General features: G+C 44.5%; 17 protein-coding genes. 5 read left to right on the top strand and 12 right to left on the bottom strand.

Features of this window, described 5'->3' with window-relative positions; genetic code table 11:
* Positions 1-36: 36 nt before the first annotated feature.
* Both A7325_RS03645 and A7325_RS03640 read right to left on the bottom strand, forming a co-directional pair.
* Positions 37-1,722, bottom strand: coding sequence for a DUF3482 domain-containing protein (locus A7325_RS03645; RefSeq protein WP_068404742.1), 1,686 nt, complete (start codon positions 1,720-1,722; stop codon positions 37-39).
* A gap of 55 nt (positions 1,723-1,777) precedes the next feature.
* Positions 1,778-3,175 carry a DUF2868 domain-containing protein gene (locus A7325_RS03640; protein WP_068404740.1) on the bottom strand — a complete coding sequence of 466 codons (1,398 nt, stop codon included), beginning with the start codon at positions 3,173-3,175 and terminating at the stop codon, positions 1,778-1,780.
* A 247-nt stretch (positions 3,176-3,422) separates the two neighbouring features.
* On the opposite strand from A7325_RS03640, the gene A7325_RS03635 reads away from it, so the two are divergent.
* On the top strand, positions 3,423-4,178 hold the full coding sequence (locus A7325_RS03635) for an SDR family oxidoreductase (protein ID WP_068404738.1): 756 nt from the start codon (positions 3,423-3,425) through the stop codon (positions 4,176-4,178).
* A 74-nt stretch (positions 4,179-4,252) separates the two neighbouring features.
* Here the strand turns inward: A7325_RS03635 and A7325_RS03630 are convergent, their stop codons facing one another.
* From A7325_RS03630 to prpF, 4 genes are all read right to left on the bottom strand, one after another.
* Positions 4,253-5,770 carry a bifunctional 2-methylcitrate dehydratase/aconitate hydratase gene (locus A7325_RS03630; protein WP_068404736.1) on the bottom strand — a complete coding sequence of 506 codons (1,518 nt, stop codon included), beginning with the start codon at positions 5,768-5,770 and terminating at the stop codon, positions 4,253-4,255.
* A 171-nt stretch (positions 5,771-5,941) separates the two neighbouring features.
* A complete protein-coding gene (locus tag A7325_RS03625) occupies positions 5,942-6,532 on the bottom strand; it encodes a GNAT family N-acetyltransferase (protein WP_068404734.1) in 591 nt (196 codons plus the stop codon).
* Positions 6,533-6,608: 76 nt separating this feature from the next.
* Positions 6,609-8,456 (bottom strand): ABC transporter ATP-binding protein, encoded by a 1,848-nt coding sequence (locus tag A7325_RS03620; RefSeq protein ID WP_068404733.1) that lies wholly within the window; start codon positions 8,454-8,456, stop codon positions 6,609-6,611.
* Positions 8,457-8,609: 153 nt separating this feature from the next.
* Positions 8,610-9,863 (bottom strand): 2-methylaconitate cis-trans isomerase PrpF, encoded by a 1,254-nt coding sequence (prpF, locus tag A7325_RS03615; protein WP_068404731.1) that lies wholly within the window; start codon positions 9,861-9,863, stop codon positions 8,610-8,612.
* A 100-nt stretch (positions 9,864-9,963) separates the two neighbouring features.
* Here prpF and A7325_RS03610 point away from each other — a divergent pair, with 100 nt between their 5' ends.
* The gene (locus tag A7325_RS03610) at positions 9,964-10,185 is read left to right on the top strand and encodes a TA system antitoxin ParD family protein (RefSeq protein ID WP_068404729.1); all 222 of its coding nucleotides are present in this window, start codon (positions 9,964-9,966) and stop codon (positions 10,183-10,185) included.
* A 17-nt stretch (positions 10,186-10,202) separates the two neighbouring features.
* A complete protein-coding gene (locus A7325_RS03605; RefSeq protein WP_068404727.1) occupies positions 10,203-10,493 on the top strand; it encodes a type II toxin-antitoxin system RelE/ParE family toxin in 291 nt (96 codons plus the stop codon).
* A 110-nt stretch (positions 10,494-10,603) separates the two neighbouring features.
* Here the strand turns inward: A7325_RS03605 and acnD are convergent, their stop codons facing one another.
* The 5 genes from acnD to A7325_RS03580 all read right to left on the bottom strand — a co-directional run bounded on the left by acnD (position 10,604) and on the right by A7325_RS03580 (position 18,629).
* Positions 10,604-13,261, bottom strand: a complete 2,658-nt coding sequence (gene acnD, locus A7325_RS03600) for a Fe/S-dependent 2-methylisocitrate dehydratase AcnD (protein ID WP_227514929.1) — start codon at positions 13,259-13,261, stop codon at positions 10,604-10,606.
* A gap of 231 nt (positions 13,262-13,492) precedes the next feature.
* Positions 13,493-14,632, bottom strand: coding sequence for a 2-methylcitrate synthase (gene prpC / locus A7325_RS03595; protein WP_068404725.1), 1,140 nt, complete (start codon positions 14,630-14,632; stop codon positions 13,493-13,495).
* Between the two features lie 108 nt (positions 14,633-14,740).
* Positions 14,741-15,631 (bottom strand): methylisocitrate lyase, encoded by an 891-nt coding sequence (gene prpB / locus A7325_RS03590; protein ID WP_068404723.1) that lies wholly within the window; start codon positions 15,629-15,631, stop codon positions 14,741-14,743.
* Between the two features lie 382 nt (positions 15,632-16,013).
* Entirely contained in the window at positions 16,014-17,312 is a 1,299-nt protein-coding gene (locus A7325_RS03585) for an NRAMP family divalent metal transporter (protein WP_068404721.1), read from the bottom strand.
* Positions 17,313-17,651: 339 nt separating this feature from the next.
* Positions 17,652-18,629: a LysR substrate-binding domain-containing protein gene (locus A7325_RS03580; RefSeq protein ID WP_068404719.1), complete on the bottom strand. Its 978-nt coding sequence runs from the start codon at positions 18,627-18,629 to the stop codon at positions 17,652-17,654.
* Positions 18,630-18,883: 254 nt separating this feature from the next.
* Here A7325_RS03580 and A7325_RS03575 point away from each other — a divergent pair, with 254 nt between their 5' ends.
* Positions 18,884-19,894: a hypothetical protein gene (locus A7325_RS03575; RefSeq protein WP_068404718.1), complete on the top strand. Its 1,011-nt coding sequence runs from the start codon at positions 18,884-18,886 to the stop codon at positions 19,892-19,894.
* 167 nt (positions 19,895-20,061) lie between these two features.
* A complete protein-coding gene (locus A7325_RS03570; protein WP_068404716.1) occupies positions 20,062-20,604 on the top strand; it encodes a hypothetical protein in 543 nt (180 codons plus the stop codon).
* On the opposite strand, the gene A7325_RS03565 is transcribed toward A7325_RS03570, so the two are convergent.
* Positions 20,586-20,864, bottom strand: a 279-nt coding sequence (locus A7325_RS03565; protein ID WP_156508466.1) for a transposase, incomplete at its 5' end; no start/stop codon positions are given. The two genes, A7325_RS03570 and A7325_RS03565, sit on opposite strands and share 19 nt — an antisense overlap.

The following is a 20,864-nucleotide window of genomic DNA, read 5'->3' as shown; positions in this document are numbered from 1 at the left end:
TATGTTTGAAAAATAAAAGAAAGCGACGGTTAACACTTAACGCTCAGGCTTATATAACTGTAATTTACTTGCCAGCGACCACGCCATATCTGCACGTAGTAGCTGAGCCTGTTCAGATTTACCGCTACTAAGTGATGACCATTGCGGTTTGCCGCGAGCTTTTTTAAGCTCACTGGGTAATTTATGTGGCGGCCACGGCGTCACGACATTAGTTTCATTGTCGTTACTTAAATTGTCGTTATTTGAGATATCAGCATCGTTTTTTGCGCCGCTATATATCAGTTGGGTGGCATCGGTTGCCGCATGACCACGATGACGCAGTGCGGTGAGCAAATCTATCGCTCGCGTGGCGAGTAAGGTTAGGGTGGCAGGGTCGATATATAAGCGCTTTACGCCAGTGATTTTATCAGCGATGCTACTGGTATTGGATAATAGCCCGCCTGCGATACCACCGATGGCAGCGCCCAAACCTAACGTTGTACCGAGTGCCGCCGCATCAATGCCCAATCCTAATAATGCGCCCGCTGCTGCACCAGATGTCGTGCGAATACCATAGCTTTTGAGCAGTTCAGGGTCAAACGGGTCTTGCTGATAGGCTTGTAACTCAAGTGGCGTTGCGGCCACGGCGTTATCATAAAATTTATATAAGTTAAGCAGGCTATTTTGCATTGCTCGTTCACTCTGCCTGACCGCTTCTTGCATTTGCGCAAGTACGGGCATTGGATCATCATCTTCACTAATTTCACGCACAAAGGAGGCAACATTTAATAAAAAATCGGCAATGATGATATTGGCCTCCTCATAGAGCTGCGCCCAGTTTTCTGTACGGCGTGCCATGAGTTGCTCGAGCATCTCAGAGTGAGTGAGCATGGTGGCAAGATTTTGCCATAAGCGCATCTCATCCTTAAACTCAAAAGCCACGGAATCAAAACGCGTTGAGATGTGCAAGTTACGTCTTGCGAGCATCGTCTGCCATGCGTCGATATTGGCATCTTGACTGTCAGTAAAGTTAAATACCGGCATAACAGGTATTGCAGCCCACGATAAAATAGCCAGCTCATCTTTATACTTACCGAGTACCGGCTCACGCGCATCGACAACATAAATAGCCATATCACTTGCCAGCAGCTGCCGAATTACTTTGGCTTCTTGGCTATAGTCCTCATTGTTACCATTGTTAGCTAGCGCATTGCCGCCTTGGGCAATATCGGCTGCCAAAAACTGCTGCAAACGCTCAATACCGTCACGGCGACTGGCAGTGTTGTCTTCTAGCCAATCCATTAACCCCGAAGCATCTTCTAAACCCGGCGTGTCATACAGCACCACCAATACTTCGCCCGTTTGGCTGTCGGTTAATTTTGCTTGCTCGACATGCCGAGTGGTTGCCGCTTCGTTTTTCACTTCCCCAAAATAAACATCGCGTAGTAACGTGCGCAGTAGTGACGTTTTACCGGTATTGGTATGACCAACGACCGCTAGTTTGAGTGCTTCGCCCCTGGCAATGGTCTTTTTAGAGACATTATTATTAAAGGCAGTATTAACCGATAGCGCTTGATCATCTGACGCTGGTTTATCCAGCGATAGCTCTGTATCAGCATTCACATTTTCATTTTTCAAATCAGCTTCTGAGTCGCGTACGGGCTCATAGGCTTTATCGGCGAACAGGCCGACAGCTTTGGCATTATCTTGATGGTTGCTTTGATTATTATTGTCATTGTTCATAATAGAATCTTATTATTAATATTATTGAGTATCGGTATTAGAGTATCTAAGCAAGCTAAACCAAGCCAATTTTTCGAGCGGCAAGGGCGGTTTGCCATTGCTGATAACGAACGTCCTGATTTTCTGAGCTTGGGTTTTCTGGGCTTTGCTCTTGCTCGTGGGTGTTAACACTGCTGGCATCACTGAGCAGCTGTACAATAAGGCCGTCTGTGGCATGTTCGGCAATACGATCAAGTTTACGCAGTGTACCTCGGTCAGGTAAAGCCTTGCTATGAATACCTAATAATACTTGAACCGGATGACTGTCTAAGTAAGTCGTTAAGCGCTCCATATCATCACGGTCGTCAACAATACCGAAATTCTCGACATTGTTAATGTTACTATTACTATGGCTATGCATGTCGGCACGAAGTCCTGATTGCCACCAATGATCCTGCTGTGATGGGTATTCAAGTAGAGCAACCAGTTTCTTGCCAGTACTCACTGTCGCTTTTGGCGCGACAGGAGCGGGCGCTGCCTTAAAATCATCTTCATCGACCACATGACGCTGCCAAAAGTTTAGAATCTTTTGATAATACGGCTGCTTGATATCCAAACGCATTTTTTTACGGCGGAACATCAAGGCGCAAAATGTCCAAGCAATCGCCCTTGGTACAATGCCGTACATCAGCAAGCTACCGACCAATAAGCCTGCCCATTGCCGCGCCATCGATAATGGCATGGCATCCGTTACCAAACGACTCTGCACGATAGCAGCACTGTCCGGCACGGTAAATCCAACTTTGCTTGGTAACCAGCCGAGTATTTGAGTCAAAGTGATCAGCGCCTGATCAGAGAGTAATGTCGACTCCCAACTAAAGCTATACTGGCGCACAATCAACAAAAATATGATCGCAAGCAGCATACCAGTCAAGGTAGCGAGCCACAATTGATGGCTAAAGCGCCCCAGATACCAACGCATACCGCTGTGTTGTAATTGACGCTCGTACAAATCAACCGCCGCTTTGGTGACATCGTCCTTACCGCGTATCAGATAACTTGGACTCACAAAACTGGCAAACCAATTTGACGACTGTTTACCTTGATTAATCAAAGTCATGACTAGCCAGCCTAACAGCATAAAGGTATGGAATCCAAGCAGACAAACCAGCACATAAAAGAAATTCACCACATTGGTCTGCAGCAGGGTAAACAGCCCCAAAAACCCCGAAATGCACCACACCACACTCATAACCAGCATAATGCCTTTGATGCGACCATCAATTTTACCAAGCACACGTGCCAGTGCACCGTTACTATCGATACGCGAAGCGCGGCGATGTAACTTTTGAATGGGCTTCCCATCCTCACTTTGCAGCTTTTCTGTGATAAGTAGCGGGTCAGTGGCAAAGACATGCTGCTGCATCTCAAGCGTTCGTACCAGCTCGGTCAATTGGTCTTGGGGCGATAGCATAGGGCGATGACATCCGTATAAAGGCGTTGGTTAAATTTAAAAGGTTAAGATTAAAGGTTAACGGCAGTTAGACATCTCAATTGATAGATGTCGAGTATTTACCCGTCAGTGATTATTGTAGCCTATATAGAATAGCGATAACTTCTATTATTCTTAGCGTTTTAGCATAGTAAATGTAAAGTAAATACGCCAAAATGAATGTAAGTTAGTAGTCGCACATCATAAAAATAGCAATAAGGAATGCCTTATGAATCAAAAAAACTACTTCATCGTTGGCGGCACCGGTGGTATCGGTAAAGCGATGGTTGAACAGCTAATAGAGAGAAGTGCTAATAATAAAAGCAGTGGGAAAATATTTGCCACTTATCATACAAGTCAGCCTGACTTTGCGGCCGATAATTTGTATTGGTTACCGATGGATATCAGCAATGAGAAAAGTATCGAGCAAGCCATTGCTGATATTAAGCAGCAAACCACTCATATCGATTGGGTGATTAATTGTGTGGGGCTATTGCATACGCCGCATAATCAACCAGAAAAAGCGCTACGACAATTGGAGACGGACTTCTTTTTACAGAATATGCAGATTAACGCCTTAGCCAGCCTGCTGATTGCTAAGCATATCAAACCACTACTGGCTAAAGCTGAGCGCAATGCGGATAAGCCAGCTATATTTGCGACCATATCGGCTCGGGTTGGTAGTATTAGCGACAATCAGCTTGGCGGTTGGTACAGCTACCGTATGAGTAAAGCGGCACTAAATATGGGTATGAAGAATTTGAGCATTGAATGGAGTCGGTCGCTAAAGGATGTCTGCGTGGTCGTCATGCAGCCAGGCACCGTCGATACCCAGTTATCATCACCTTTTCAGGGCAATGTGGCTGACGAAAAACTGTTCTCGCCAGCTTATAGCGCCGAGCGTTTACTAGAAGTACTTGATAGGATGACTGCCGACCAATCTGGTAGTTTTGTCGATTGGGCAGGTGAGTCGATAGCTTGGTAAAAGCCTGGTAAAAAATTGGTAAAAACCCAATTTATAAAAACAAAAACGCGCTGAACTATTTATACGCTTTAACATTAATTAGCGACAAATAAATCCATAAACTCATTGACTGGGGTTTGCTCTAAGCGCTTTTGATCATCACACAAGGCAAAGATATCTGCACAGCGACTGTCAATAAAGCGCGTTGCCAAGCTTGCTCGGAACTTCGCTTCTAATACGGGGATACCTTCTGCGCGGCGGCGCTTATGACCAATCGGGTATTCGACAGCGACTTTATCGGTACTGCTGCCATCTTTAAAGAATATCTGAATGGCATTGGCAATCGAGCGTTTATTTGGATCATGATAATCTTTTGAATAATTGGAATCTTCGACGACCACCATCTTACGGCGCAGCCCATCAATCAAAATATGATGCTGCTCGTGATAATCATCTTCATAGTTCTCTGCCATCAAGTCGCCCGTCAATAAAGGCACGGCAACCATATATTGCAAACAATGATCGCGATCGGCAGGATTGGCAAGTGCGCCTTCTTTGGAGATAATTCGAATCGCTGAATCATGCGTGGTCAGGACAATTTTTTCAATATCATCGATTCTATCATCAACCATAGGATGCAAAATAACCGCTGCTTCACAGGCGGTCTGGGCATGAAATTCGGCAGGAAAGCTTATCTTAAATAAAATATTTTCCATCACATAGCTACCAAACTCGCGCTGAAAGGTAAAACGGCGCTCGCCTGCAGGTTTGAGTGCCAAGTCTTTATTGGTATGGCTGAACAACACATCATAAAAGCCCCATTGCGGCGCGGTTAATGCGCCCGGAATGCCCATTTCGCCGCGGCGGGTGATATCGACCAAGCGTACCGCACGACTGGTGGCATCACCTGCCGCCCATGACTTACGGCTACCAGCATTTGGTGCATGACGATAGGTGCGCAGCGCTTGACCATCGACAATCGCTTGCGAGATGGCCGCCATGATGCGTTCGCGTGGTAATTTATAGAGTTTAGCAACCACTGCTGTTGAGGCGAGTTTGACGAGGAACACATGGTCTAGACCCACGCGGTTAAATGAATTGTCTAAAGCAAGCACGCCTTGAATCTCATGCGCCATAATCATCGCTTCTAAAACGTCGCGCATGGTGAGTGGTGCTTTATTTTGGCTGACGTTTTGCTGACTGATATAGTCCGCTACTGCTAAAATTCCGCCTAAGTTGTCCGAAGGATGGCCCCATTCGGCCGCAAGCCACGTATCATTATAATCAAGCCAGCGCACCATACAGCCAATATCAAAAGCGGCTTTAATGGGGTCGAGTCTATGAGGCGTACCAGGGACGCGCGCCCCGTTAGGAGTGATTTGATCGGCGCAATCGGGTCCGAGGTGTTTGGTACATTCAGGAAAACGCAGTGCCAGCAGTCCGCAGCCTAGGGTGTCCATCAGACAGTGGCGAGCAGTATTCCAAGCATCGGCACTATTGGGCGAGTCGTTATCGATAGAGTAATTGAGCACATAGTCGGCGATTTTTTGAATTTCATCGTCATACTCTGGACGGATATTGCTTTCTACCGTAGCGTTTTGAGTCGTAGACATAGTCGTTACCTCTTCCTTGAGTCCAATATTTGAGCGATTGATAAGCGACATGATTTATCAATCAGTGATGCATCAAAAATAACATACTCAATATCGAACAACAGTGAAGTCGTGTAAGACTGTTTAATGGTTTAATGGTTTAATGGTTTAATGGTTTAATGGTTTAATGGTTTAAACCATGAGATAAACCAAACCGATAATAAATAAAAGCGCCAGTATTAGTAGCAAAAAACTGAGAATACTACTCACCATCCCTGAGCTTTGTTTTTTCACTTTCACTTTTTTAATGACAGGTAAAACCATGATGACATGCTCGATACCGTCCTCAAGATAGCGTTCACCTTCAACAATAAATCCAAGTGATTCGTAAAAGTTTAGCAAATAAGTCTGGGCGGAGATGATGATGGTTTTTTTACCATACTTTTTGCGGCAGTATTTGATGGCTTCAAGCATCATTTGACGGGCAACGCCATAGCCGCGATGCTCTGCTAACACTAAAACCCTGCCAATCGCCGGTATCGGATCTGATGGATTAACCGAGGATCTTTTTTGATTAAATTGCGGCGGGATAATGCGGCAATAGCCAATCAAGGCTTCATTTTGATGAGCGACCAGATGCAGACAATCAAAATCGACCTCGTCCATATCTTGATACGGGCAATTTTGCTCGACCACAAATACTTGTGAGCGCGCTTTTAAAATATGGTAAACATCAACGGTAGTCAGCTCATCAAAGGTTTTTATAGAAAATTCACAGGTCATAGTCGGCTAGCTTTTAACGATTTAAAGGGTTTTTTAATGTCTTAAAGACTGAGCATTATAACGATTTCGCCCCGCATTAACTATTTAAGGTTTGACTGATTTTATCTAAATTCAAACTATCGGACATGGCATTGAATATCTCATAGTATTTACCGTGATTGGCATAAAGCTCCTCATGCGTGCCAGTCTCCATCACACGGCCATTTTCAATCACCACCAAGTCATCGGCGTCAATAATTTGTGAGATATTGTGCGAGACAATGATCACCGTACGGTCTTTTTTGATTAAATCCAAGCTGTGCTTAATTTGCTGGGTGGCAATAGCGTCAAGGCTGGCCGTTGGTTCATCCAAAAATACGATCGGTGGGTTTTTTAAAAACATCCTTGCCAGCGCGATACGCTGCTGCTGACCGCCGGAGAGTAGTTTGGCTTCACTGTCATAGCCTTCAGGCATACCAACGACTTGCTCATGAATAGAGGCTTGTTTGGCGGCGTCGATAATCTCCTCATCGGTGGCATCCATCGCCCCGTAACGAATGTTGTCGGCGATCGTCCCTGAGAAAATATGGTTCTTTTGTAGCACTAAGCCGATTTGCTCACGCAAGTCATGGGTGCTGTAGTCCTCTAAATTACGCCCATCGAGGCAAATAGTGCCGCTGCTTGGATCATAGAATTTGACCAATAAATTAATAATCGTGCTTTTACCTGCGCCACTTAATCCGACCAAAGCGGTGATACGATTGGGATGAATATTAAAACTCACATCATGCAGCGCCTGCTTGCCATTGGGGTAGGAGAAATTGACATCTTTTAGCTCGATATGACCTTTTAAATCGGTACATTTGACTTTACCTTCGTTCTCAATTGCTTGGTCGTCGTCCAAGATATCAAAAAAGCCTTCGGCATAGGTGAGGGCATTATTAATTTGGTCGTAAATGCGGTGCAATTCGCGAATGGGAGCCGCGACGTTTTGAAACAGTAGGATATGGAACATAATGGCGCCAATGGTCATCTGTCCGTTGAGCACAAAATATGAGGTTAGGACAATAATTGCCACCACGCCGATTTGCTCGATAAAGGTTTTGCCAGCGTTATACATAAACGCAATACTGCGAATACGTAGCTGATTGGCGGTCATATCCTTTTGGATGTCCCAATGCTTACCGGACTCAATCGGCTCGCGCACAAAGGATTTAATCACCGTGATAGAGTCAATAATCGAAATCACCAAGCCGCTTTTGGTCTCGCGATATTGGCGCATTTGTTTACGAAACCCTTGCAGACGGTTGGCTTGGCGCTGACTGACAAAAAAGTAAATCGGCACAATAATCAAACCGACCATACCGACCCAAAAATTGGCGTTAAACATAATGATTAATGACACGATAGCACTGGCAAACAGCGGCAGCATGTCAATAAAGAAGTTTTGTACCAATTGCGTGAGACTGCTGACCCCCAAATCAATGCGGGTTTGCAGCTTACCGCTGGCGTTCTCGTCGCTGGTATAAAACGCCATTTTGTAAGACAAAATACGGTCAACTACCTTTTGTGACAAATCACGCGATAGGTTAATACGGATACGCTCACCAAAATAGCGCTGACCAAAGGTAATGATGACGTTAAGGACTTCTTTCACCAATAAAATCACGCTAATGAGCGTCAGTAATTTTATACCTTCTACCCATGGGTCAGGTAAACCAACAATATTGGTCAAAGTATCGATGGTATATTGCAAGACAAAGGCATTCACCTGCGCGGTAAACGACCCAAGCACTGTCAATATTAAGGTTAAAATAAAAAGCCCGCGATAGGGTCTTGCAAACTCTCCGAGCCTTTTTAAAATCGACCACAGCAAAGCCCCCCGTTCCTTTTTTTTGGTGGGCGGCTTGATGTCTAAAGGAACACGGCGTGGCGGAGTACTCATAGGGTTAAGGCGCTATTTAATTTGATATTGGCATGTATTAACTGCTTATTATTCATAATAATAAGCGACCACCAGTATAAAGACTTTAAGCAGTATCTTAAACCTTGTTACCTTTAATTTTCTTTTAAGTTCGTTTCCTAAAAATTGTCGTTATTAAAAAGCATCCGCTGGTACAAAAACTTCACCAACCATAATACGGCGAGCAGAGCGGCTCATGGAGACTTTTTTGGCTTGCCAGCGTCCGTTCACGCGTTCGGTTTTACCGCCGACGAGTAGCGTTCCTGATGGATGCCCAAAGCGCACTTCACCTAATTCTCTACCACCAGCTGCTTCATTGACCAATGTACCTTGCGTCGTTGCTGCTGCGGCAATCGCCACCGCTGCCGTACCCATCATCGCATGATGTAATTGTCCCATACTCATCGCGCGTACGACTAAGTCGATATCTGCGGCATCAACGGCTTTGCCACTTGAGGCGCTATAACTTTGTGCAGGGGCAACCCAAGCAATCTTTGGAATATGTTGACTACTTTGTGCTTCACTGACGTCTTTAAATAACCCCATCGCAACGCCACCTTTGGCACGGATTGCCTCTAACTTAGCTAAGGTTTCGCTACTACTATTGATGTCGCCTTGCAGCTCAGTACCGGTAAAGCCCAAATCAGCGCTTTTCATAAAGATGGTTGGGATACCGGCACTGATAAAGGTGGCCTTGACGCTAGCGGTATTTAGACCACAGCCAGACACATCAAAATCATCGATTAGGTTGCCCGTGGGGAACATATCGCTTGATGAATCTACCGGGTCGATAAATTCAATCTTTACTTCGGCAGCAGGAAAGGTCACACCGTCTAATTCAAAATCGCCGGTTTCTTGCACTTGTACCTTGCCTTGCGCATCTAAGTAAACAGGCACATGAGCGATAATGGTTTTACTGATATTTTCTTGCCAAATGCGTACTTCGCAAATGCCACTCTCACTACTGTCATCAATACTATTAGTAACTTTATCAGCATCAACTAAGCCCATATTAAGCGCACAAGCACCAACTGCTGCGGTTAAATTACCGCAATTTCCCGCCCAATCAATCATAGGTTTGGCGATATTGACTTGTCCAAACAGGTAATTCACATCGTGATCTGCGCGTGATGCTCTAGACAAAATCACCGTCTTTGAAGTGCTAGAGCTACCATTACCCAAGCCGTCAATTTGCTTACCATAAGGGTCGGGGCTGCCAATAACTCGTAATAAAAAGTTATCACGCGCCTTGCCAGCCACTTGGCAGCGCTCTGGTAAATCAGATAGTTTAAAGAAAGTACCTTTTGAAGTACCGCCGCGCATATAGGTAGCAGGAACTGAGACTTGTGGGGCAAATTTTGGTGTGTTTTCTAAAGTTGATTGGGTCATTTCTTATTCCTTATATCTGTTTATGAGGATGAGAGTCGTTAATACACTATTTTTGTGGTAAAATACCACAAGGATTAATATTTTGAATATGGAGAAAGTTATGTCCACTGCAAGCATACGTCTTAACAAGGCGCTGGTTGATAAAGCCTATGCGATATCTAAAGCACAACATCGTACCCCGCCAAAGCAAATAGAGCATTGGGCTACCATTGGACAAATTATGGAAGACAACCCTGATCTGTCTTACGAATTTGTTCGTCAGCTTTTGATTGCGCAAGCAGAAGTTGATGCTGGTATGGTTGAACCCTACGAATTTGGATAGTTTACTTTGGATAAACAATGACTCAGTCTTTAAGTATTATTCAATCGCATAGTTTTAAAAAAGCCGTTAAAAAATTGCACAATAATCAGAAAGCTGATTTAGATGATGCTGTACGTGCCATCATTGACCATCCTGATATAGGTGTGCAAAAGGTAGGTGACTTATCATCAGTACGAATTTATAAGTTTAAAATGCTAAAGCAGTTAACATTATTGGCTTATCAAATCGATGATGGTCAACTTGTCCTTACCTTGTTAATGTTTGGCCCACATGAGAACTTTTATCGGGACGTTAAATTAATACTTTAATGCTCGTTATAAAGCACTAGGCTCATTATTTTTCATATCTAAAGATTAAAAAACCGATGCCGTATAATTTATACAACATCGGCTCTTTGATTACTCAAAATTCATGCGGATTACGCAATATCTAACGTACCATCGATAAACTCTTTGGCAAATCTTTGAAGCATACCGCCAGCATTATACATTTTCACCTCATCAGCGGTATCTAAACGGCAGATAACGGGTGCTTTATCGACGCTACCGTCTTTACGGTGAATCACGAGCGTCATCTCACCACGAGCGGACACTTCACCTTCGATATCGAATATTTCAGTACCATCGATATTTAGGGTATTGCGATTGACCCCTTCTTTAAACTGCAAAGGGAGCGCGCCCATTCCGACCAAGTTTTGACGATGGATACGCTCAAAATCTTCTGCAACCACGACTTCAACGCCAGCCAGACGTACACCTTTGGCAGCCCAGTCACGGCTTGAGCCTTGACCATAGCCGTCACCGGCGATGATGATCAGCGGTTGCTCGCGGTTCATATAGGTTTCAATCGCTTCCCACATGCGCATGACCTGACCTTCTGGCTCGACTCGGGCTAATGAGCCTTGGATGACTTCACCTTTCTCGTCACGTACCATCTCATTGAGCAATTTAGGGTTGGCAAAGGTCGCACGCTGGGCAGTTAAATGGTCGCCGCGATGGGTGGCATAAGAGTTATAGTCTTCCGCAGGCAGACCCATGGTATCAAGGTACTCGCCAGCGGCCGAATCGCCCAAAATCGCGTTAGACGGTGATAAATGGTCAGTAGTGATATTGTCACCAAGTACCGCCAGTGGACGCATACCTTTTAGCTTATTCATTGCCGCCATTTTGCCTTCCCAATACGGCGGACGACGGATATAAGTGGTCATCTCGCGCCAGTCATAAAGTGGGCTTAGCGCTTTGCCGGTGTCTTTTTTGGCTTCATCAAACATTGGGATATACACGGCATTAAATTGCTCAGGCTTCACGGCTGCCGCGACGATAGCATCAACTTCATTGTCATCAAACCAGATGTCTTTTAAATACACGTCATTGCCATCCGTGTCTTTACCTAATGAGTCTTTTTCGATATCAAAGCGAATGTTACCGGCGATAGCGTAGGCAATCACTAATGGCGGTGACGCTAAAAACGCTTGCTTAGCATACGGGTGGATACGACCATCAAAGTTACGGTTGCCAGATAGTACCGCGGTGGTAAATAGGTCACGGTCGATGATTTCTTGTTGGATATCAGGATCTAGCGCGCCACTCATACCGTTACAGGTAGTACAAGCAAAGCCAACCACGTCAAAGCCAATCTCTTGTAGCTCTGGCATCAGGCCAGCTTCTTCTAGGTACATTTTGACCGTTTTTGAGCCGGGTGCTAAAGATGATTTCACCCAAGGCTTACGCAATAAGCCTTTTTTATTAGCATTACGCGCAACCAGACCAGCAGCAACCATATTGCGCGGGTTAGACGTATTGGTACAGCTGGTAATCGCGGCGATAATCACGGCGCCATCTGGCATTAAGCCATCTTTTGGTTCAGGTAATTTGTCACCTTCACCGTGAGCAATGCCTTTCGCAACCAAGTCTGTGGTTGAAACGCGCGCATGCGGACGCGAAGGACCTGCCATGTTACGAACGACTTTTGATAAATCAAACTCAAGAACGCGTGGATAAATGGCATTTTCCATACCGTCAGCCCACAGACCGGTTTGCTTAGCATACTGCTCAACCAGTTTGATTTGTTCTTCACTACGGCCCGTTAGACGCAAATAATCGATGGTTTGCTCATCGATATAGAACATCGCGGCGGTTGCGCCATATTCTGGGGTCATGTTTGAGATAGACGCACGATCACCAACGCTTAATTGGCGTGCCCCTTCACCGAAGAATTCGATATAAGTAGAGACTACGCCTGCATCACGCAAGAACTCGGTCATTGCCAATACTAAGTCCGTACCAGTAATGCCTTTTTGCAATTTGCCCGTTAACTTAACACCAACATAATCTGGCAGGCGCATATAAGATGGATTACCTAGCATGACGCTTTCGGCTTCAAGCCCGCCAACACCGATTGAAATCACACCTAAAGCATCAACCATCGGCGTGTGGCTATCGGTACCGACCAAGGTATCGGCAAACGCCACTTGTTCACCGGCTTTGTTTTGTACCACTTGCACCACTGGCGACATTTTTTCTAGGTTGATTTGATGCATGATGCCGTTACCAGGCGGTACGACGTTGACGTTATCAAAGGCATACTGACACCAGTTGATAAAGTGAAAACGGTCATCGTTACGGCGCTCTTCGATGGCGCGGTTTTTCTCAAAAGCGTTTTCTTCAAAGCCTGCATGCTCAACGGCTAGTGAATGGTCGACAATAAGCTGAGTCGGTACGATAGGGTTTACTTTTGATGGGTCACCGCCTTGCTCAGCGATGGCATCACGTAGACCTGCCAAGTCGACAAACGCAGTCTGACCTAAAATATCATGGCAAACGACACGGGCAGGGTACCACGGAAAATCGAGGTCTTGCTTGCCTTCAATATGCTGCTTAAGCGCTGCGGTTAAGTCTTCTGGTGGGCAGCGGCGTACCAAGTTTTCACACAATACTTTTGAGCAGAACGGTAGTTTGTCATAGGCGCCAGCTTCGATATTTTCAATCGCTTCACGGGCGTCAAAGTAATACAAATCGGTATCGGCTAATGGCTTTTTAAATTGTTCATTCATCGGTTGTACGAGGGCATTGTCCATAAGTCACCTTTGGCTGTTGGCTGGTTGCAATGAGGCTAAAAAGGGGTAAGTTTTTTTAGTAAAAGCGTCAAAATAAAATCAGACTTTGCTAAAAAAACTTTTAAGCGTTAATTTTTTAAACATTGAAGGTAGGGAGTTGTAGGGCGTGTCTTCAGCTGTTTTACTAAAAATGAAGATGAAGCACACCCTACAAACATATTGTTTTAAGAAAAATTATTATTTCAAGACGAGTTAACGCGCACTCATCTCTGGTACTGGGCGCAGCTCTTCACCAGTATATTCCGCACTTGGGCGAATGATACGGTTATTGGCACGCTGTTCAAAAACGTGGGCCGTCCAGCCGGTTAGGCGCGAGCAGACAAATATTGGCGTAAATAGTTTGGTTGGAATACCCATAAAGTGATAGGCAGAGGCATGGAAGAAATCGGCGTTACAGAAGAGTTTTTTCTCGCGCCACATCACTTCTTCACAGCGTACTGATACTGGGTATAGCACCTCATCACCAACGTCAGCAGCGAGCTTTTCCGCCCAGCCTTTAATAACGACGTTACGTGGGTCTGATTCGCTATAGATGGCATGACCAAAGCCCATGATTTTGTCTTTACGCGCCAGCATTGCCATCATCTCTTCTTCAGCTTCGTCGGCTGATGTAAAGCCTTCAATCATATCCATCGCAGCTTCATTGGCGCCGCCATGTAAGTGACCACGTAACGAGCCAATCGCGCCAGTGATACAAGAGTGGATATCAGATAGGGTAGAGGCACAAACACGCGCGGTAAAGGTTGAGGCGTTAAACTCATGCTCAGCATAAAGAATAAGTGAGACGTTCATCACCTTGGTATGAAGCTCGTTTGGTTTTTCACCTTTAAGCAGATGTAAGAAGTGACCGCCAATCGTATCATCATCGGTTTCGGTTTCGATACGCACATTGTCGTGGGTAAAGCGGTACCAGTAATTGATGATTGATGGGAATACCGCCAGCATGCGGTCGGTTTTATCGTTCTGTTGTGAGAAGTCAGTTTCCATCTCAAGGTTACCAAGCATTGAGCAGCCGGTACGCAATACATCCATCGGATGGGCGTCCGCAGGAATACGCTCAAGCACATCTTTTAATGCTTGAGGTAAGCCGCGTAAACCTTTCAATTTAGTCTGATAAGCATCAAGCTCACTTTGGGTTGGCAAGTTGCCATAAAGTAGCAAATAAGCCACTTCTTCAAAGACGCATTTATCGGCCAACTCTGACACATCATAACCACGATAGGTTAGACCTGAGCCTGATTTACCGACCGTCGATAGTGCCGTCTTGCCCGCGACCTGACCACGTAGACCTGCGCCTGACAATACTTTTGTTGATTGGTTCTGTGCTGCCATGTTAAATTCCTTTTGTTGGTAGCTCTTTTTGAGTTAAAAAATAAAGATGACTAAAAGTGAATAAGCAAAACCAAAGGTAGATGATTTTGCTTATGGTTGACTTAATGCTTATTTACTATTGGCAAACAACTTATCTAGCGTTTGCTCAAACTCATGATAGTTTAAGAAGTCATAAAGCTCCATACGGGTTTGCATGGTATCGACGACTTTTTCTTGCGTGCCATCATCAAGCAGATGCTGATAAACGTTTAATGCCGCTTTATTCATCGCACGAAACGCTGATAAGGGATACAGTACCATATCAACCCCAACGCCATATAACTGCTCAGTGGTATAAAGGTCGGTTTGACCAAACTCAGTCATATTGGCAAGGACTGGAATATCAAGTACGTCAGTAAACTTACGGTACATCTCGATATCGGTCAGTGCTTCGGCAAAAATCATGTCAGCACCCGCTTCTTGAAAAGCAACGGCACGCTCAACCGCTGCATCAAGCCCTTCAACAGATAGGGCGTCAGTACGCGCCATTACTACAAAGTCAGAGTCAGTTTTGGCATCAAGCGCCGCTTTTAGGCGATCAACCATCTCAGAGATACTCACGATTTCTTTGTTTGGACGATGGCCACAGCGTTTTTGCGCCACTTGGTCTTCGATATGAACGGCTGCAACGCCGGCTTTTTCCATTTTTTTGATGGTTTGAGCGATATTAAAAGCGCCGCCAAAACCAGTATCGATATCAACCAATAGCGGCGTATCCACTGCATCGGTAATACGGCGTGCGTCTTCTAAGACGTTATCAAGGCTGGTCATGCCCAAATCAGGCAGACCAAATGAGGCATTGGCCACGCCCGCACCTGAGAGATATAGCGCTTGATGACCGACTTGGGTCGCCATCATCGCCGTATAAGCGTTGATCGCGCCGACAATTTGTAATGGTTGGTTGTTATCGTTTTTTTGTTTTATTGCACTGCGAAAGCGAGCGCCAGCTGAAGAGGTCATATCGTCGTCCTTACGTGGAGGGTAATCTTATCGTGTGATGAAGGATAAAATTGTTGTGCTTGATTATACCCAATTATCCATGACTGCAAAGCGGTGTTTCGCAAGCTTATATTAAACTTACTTTAAATAGTTATTACTTATATTAAATATATTCAATTATAGAATAGTAATATCCATTTTTTAAACCTTTATCATAATAGTTATTCATATTACTAAAGTCGTCATCTTTACCATATTAATTAATTTACATTTAGTTACAAATAGCTGGATTTTTTGTCAGTCAACTCTTAAAAAAATAATTACTTAACAATAAAAAGCCCTCATAGCAGGGCTAAAAGGGCTTTTTTTACTTCTATCATAGAATCTTAATGGTAAATATTGCTTAACCAACAAATCCTGCAAGGTTGGCAAGGAACAAAAGTGCAAAACCTGTCAAGAATATCAACCCTGCAATCGATAAGGCATTCATACCCATTGATAGTTTTTTATGGTTTTTAACCAATGAGTAATTAAGCCAACCAAAAATAGGCGCCGAGACAAACGCCGATATCATGGCAAACTTGAGCATCGCCCCTAATTGTCCGGTAAAGAAAGTGATAATCACCAATCCGCCACCAATCGCATAAGTGGTCCAAAAAGCGATTTGTTTTTTATTAATCTCACTTTGACCTTTAATCAAACGCCAGCATTCAGCATTGGCACGCCCATAACCATCAGCGCAGGTAATTGTGGTGCCAAACATGCACATAAAGGCGACGAAGGCGACCAGTAGGCGTGACCATTCACCAATGGTGGCGGTATACATGTTAATCAGCTGATTGATATAAGCGCCGCCGACCAGTTCAATCTCTTGACCCGAGCCATACTGTACGAACACGCCTAACGCTAAGAAAAACAGCGCTAAAATAGCCGACACTGCATAGCCAACGTTAAAGTCTAACAAACCTTGGCGGTGAGTGGTATTGTCGGTTTTTCTTTTGGCTGACGTCCACATCGAGGTAATCGCTGCAAACTCAAGTGGCGCTGGCATCCAGCCCATCAACGCGACAATAAAGCCCAAGGTCGCAAGATTCCAAGGAGATGCGGCGACAAAATCTGTCACCATAACAGTTGGCTTGCCAGCGGCAATGACCACCGCGGCGACCGTTGCTGTGGTCAGGGCAATCATAATCCACTTGGTCACGCCATCGAGCAGCTTATAGTGACCAGCAATCAAGAAGAACCATGATACTGCTACGATAATCATCGACAAGCTCATGGTTGAGAGCTGCAGTGAGGCGGGCAGCATAAAGCCTAAGATAACCGCTGCAATTAGGGACACCGCACCCGTACTAATCACCGCTGATAGGATGGAGAGAATAAAGTAAATCCAAAGATAGGCCCTTGAGCGTTTGGCATAGCCTGCGATTAAACTCTCGCCCGTATCATAAACATAATCGGTGCCGAAGCGAAAAAACGGATACTTAAAGACGTTGGCTAAAATAATCATAATCGCCAGCTGCCAGCCATATAGCGCGCCCGCCTGCGTCGATGAAATCAGATGCGAGCCACCGATAGCAGCAGTCGCCATTAATATACCGGGGCCAAAAATCCGCCAGCTAAATCCTTCTTGCTGGGGAACAGCGTGCCCAGTTGCGCCATCGTCGGTGGCGCTTGGAGTGTTGAGTGGTTGTGTGGTCATGAATACCTCGAAATGGTTAAAACGGCAAAACATCACTTACCTGTGTCAGTTTGCCAGTGATCATGAGAGAAACGGTTTATACAATTTATATAGCAGTTAAAATATAAATATAAAACGATTCGTCTTGTATCGACTTTAGCATACTGCTGCTGAGCAAGATAAGGATTATTTTAATTATTATTACTAATAGTTTGCATACCTATTCTTGATGGTTAGCATAATAGTTTATGAATATCAAGGGTTAGCGCCAATTTTTTTGCCGGTTCTTTATACCACAATATGCTGCCGATAGCTGCCATTTCGCACGATTTAAAGCGCTTCGACGTACTTTAATACTCTTTACCCTTGCGAGGTAAAACTTTGCTTGCGATAAGTGATACCGCGGCGCTCATAGACTTGATAAATCGCGCTAAGTAAGTCGGGGATTTTTGGATGGATAAAGTCTTTAAGGGTATGCAGGTAGATAGGAGAGGTAGCATTTTCATGCAATAGGCGACGATAGACGATTTGCTCAGTACGCACCGTTTTTAGGCTGGCAGGGACTAAAGTAATGCCTTCGCCCGCGGCAACCAAACCGAGCGCCACTTGTAAATCACTGACGGTGGTGGTCATAAATGGCGAGATACCATATTGGGCAAATAAATGCAGCAAAGGTTCAGTGACTGGCTCAAAAGAAGGCTGATCGTTAGAAGACTTAATAGGTATCGCGGTCGTCGAAATAGGCAGATGGGTTTGATGGTATAAAATCAAGCGGTTATTTGCCAAGTCAATCAGACGCTGCTCATCGCTATCGGCGAGCGGATGTGCTTTAGGCAGTGCTACCAGATAACGCTCATGCCGCAATAGTATTTGCTGAATCCACGGATCTTGATGCGCAAAACGCCCAAAGCCAATATCAATATCACCGCTTTTTAAGGCGTGAATTTGCTGATAGGAACTGATGTCCTTGAGATTGACCTCAATATCAGGATGAGACTGCTTTAGCTTGGCGATAACCTCAGGTAATAGCCCGTACAGCACCGATGGTACAAAGCCAATATTTAAAGCCGCACTTGGCGCCGATAAGCGCTGGGTCATACTGGTGACGGTATCAATCTCTGTCAGAATGGTGCTGATTTTATCGTAAAAAAACGCGCCCGCTTCGGTCAGGTGGAGCGGTCTATGATAGCGGTCGATTAATTCTACGCCCATATCGGTTTCAAGTTGCTTGAGCAACCGGCTAAGCGTCGGCTGTGACAACCCCGTCTTGCTAGTAGCGGCGCTAAAGCTTTTAAGATCAGCGATAGCGATAAAGGCATTGAGCTGTTTTAGATCCATATGATGATACTCACCTGTTTATGACGCTCATTTAATCAGATATGTTAGCTATTTTATGTAAATAGCAGCGACCCAGCTAAAATTATACTTGAAGGATAGGGAGTGACACACTATATTGTGTGGCAACGATAGTGTTACAATTTAGCAAACAATTGATGTAAATTAGTTATATAGATAAAACGTAAAAAAACATTTATACCTTAATTTTAGCAATCATCTAATTTTTGTGGCATTCACTGTTCTGGTATCTCTTCATGAGCGACAAAAAAAGCAAGAAAAGCACTGATCTAGAGGCAAATTTGGCTAAAATCGCTAATGCTAAGCCGCGTAGACGCTCGCGTAAAAACGATATCTATGAGCGCTTTATCACGCGTGTCGAAAATGTGGACAGCAATGACAATGAAGATGGCGAACAAGCCAGTAGTATTAGCGGCAACGGCAGGCTCGCACCGCTAAAAAACGCTGATAAACTGTCCTCATACGAGCCTTTGAGCGCAGCAGAGCTAGAATTGTTCGCCAGCCAGCAAGAGGATTGGCAACCAGAGAGCAGCCTACAGCGAACGAGCAGTAAAAGTACCGGCGTTCATTTGAATTTCTTTGATGAAGATGAGCGTCTAGAGGTAAGTGGTACAGCAAGCAATGAAGCTGACCTACCTCATGATGCTATGGTAAAAGAAAAAGCCTCCTTTTCCAGTACAGACTCTTTAGATGATGCCAAGCACATTTCTAAAAACCATTCTAAAAACGATGAAAACATTCAAGATCATGATTCTAAAAGTACTAATGAGAACATAGATAACGACGGTTTGGTAGTACAAAGTCCAACCGCATTTACCCTCTCAAAAAATAAAAAGCTGGCAAGTAGCAAAAAACCGCTCATTATTGGCATGATAGTGGGCTCATTATTCATTGCTGCGGTGGTACTAGCCCTTATCTTTACGGGGGTCTTATCAACGTCAACCACAGCGCCTGAACCTGAACCTAAATCTAAGGTGGCAGCGTCTGATAACGCTGGCACGACAAACAGTAGTAATAACAGCGATAATAATACCGCAAATGCAACAAATACTTCGAATGATGCCAGCAAGCAACAGCCTGTAAATACTCAGCCTCAGGTGGTAAATACCGACAACAAAGACGTTAATCGTAAACCAGCCGCCGCTATCGATGATTCAGAAAATGAATCGGCATCTGAGCCAGCCATTACATACGAGGACTTTAGAGAAGAGTCACAAAGTACCTTGTATCGTGAGACCAACGATTAAGCTGTGATAATAATGATTTTGAGCAACGAGCTTGTGTTTTGATACCGTTTATCTGTTAATTCTTACGCTCATTCCAAAAATCATTGCATCGTGTCATAGGTTACGTATCATCATATAAAGACGCGGATATATACCGCTCATCATATATATGGATACGGTACTGACTTATGAACCCCTCAAGTAATGACGGAAATCCTGATATCGCTAATAAGCTGCCTAGCAGTAGCCTTAACAGTAATGATGTTATCTTGAATATCGAGGGTCGAAAGCGTATGCGTCGGCCCTATGAGCGCTACATGCAGCAGCAAGATAAGCAAAAAGCGTTAGAAAATTCTGCAGCGGATGCGACTATGGTACATAAGCTACATAAGCAGAGCGAGAACCATCAATCCTTAGATATCATTCATTCTAACGAAACAGTCACAGCTCACCAATCAACCTCTCCATTTTACGCTGACACGGCTAAATCTACAAAGAAACCTAAAAAGAGTAGGTCGCTTAATTATGCCAAGTTTCTCAGTGTCATGGCTATCTTTTGCGCTGTCTTCTTGCTTGCCGTATTTGCCTTCAATTACTTACTCTCAAAAAATTCTCAGGTACCATTAGGAGTTAACAGCACGTCAGTTGCTCAGAATAGGGCATCTGCCAAGCAAATGAATACAAACTTAGCAACCGACCCTAGGGCGCGTCTTCAATTCATCTTACAATGAACGATAGTACACGCCAGATAGAGCATTGACTTAAAATTACGAGCTAACTTCTCATAGCGAGTAGCGATACTACGAAAGTGCTTAAGCCTTGCAAACATATTTTCAACAAGATGACGCAGCTTGTACAAATAGCTATCAAACTCTGGATTAGGCTGTTTGGCATTCTTCCTTTTAGGGATGACAGGTATCATATTATGGCTTCGAGCTTTATCTCTGATAGCCTCTGAGTCATAGCCCTTATCAGCAATAAAGTAATCAGC

Source organism: Psychrobacter sp. SHUES1, from assembly GCF_001652315.1.
Classification (GTDB): Bacteria; Pseudomonadota; Gammaproteobacteria; order Pseudomonadales; family Moraxellaceae; genus Psychrobacter; species Psychrobacter faecalis.
Note: the sequence above shows the minus strand (reverse complement) of the source record. Positions and strands in the feature narration are given on the sequence as shown.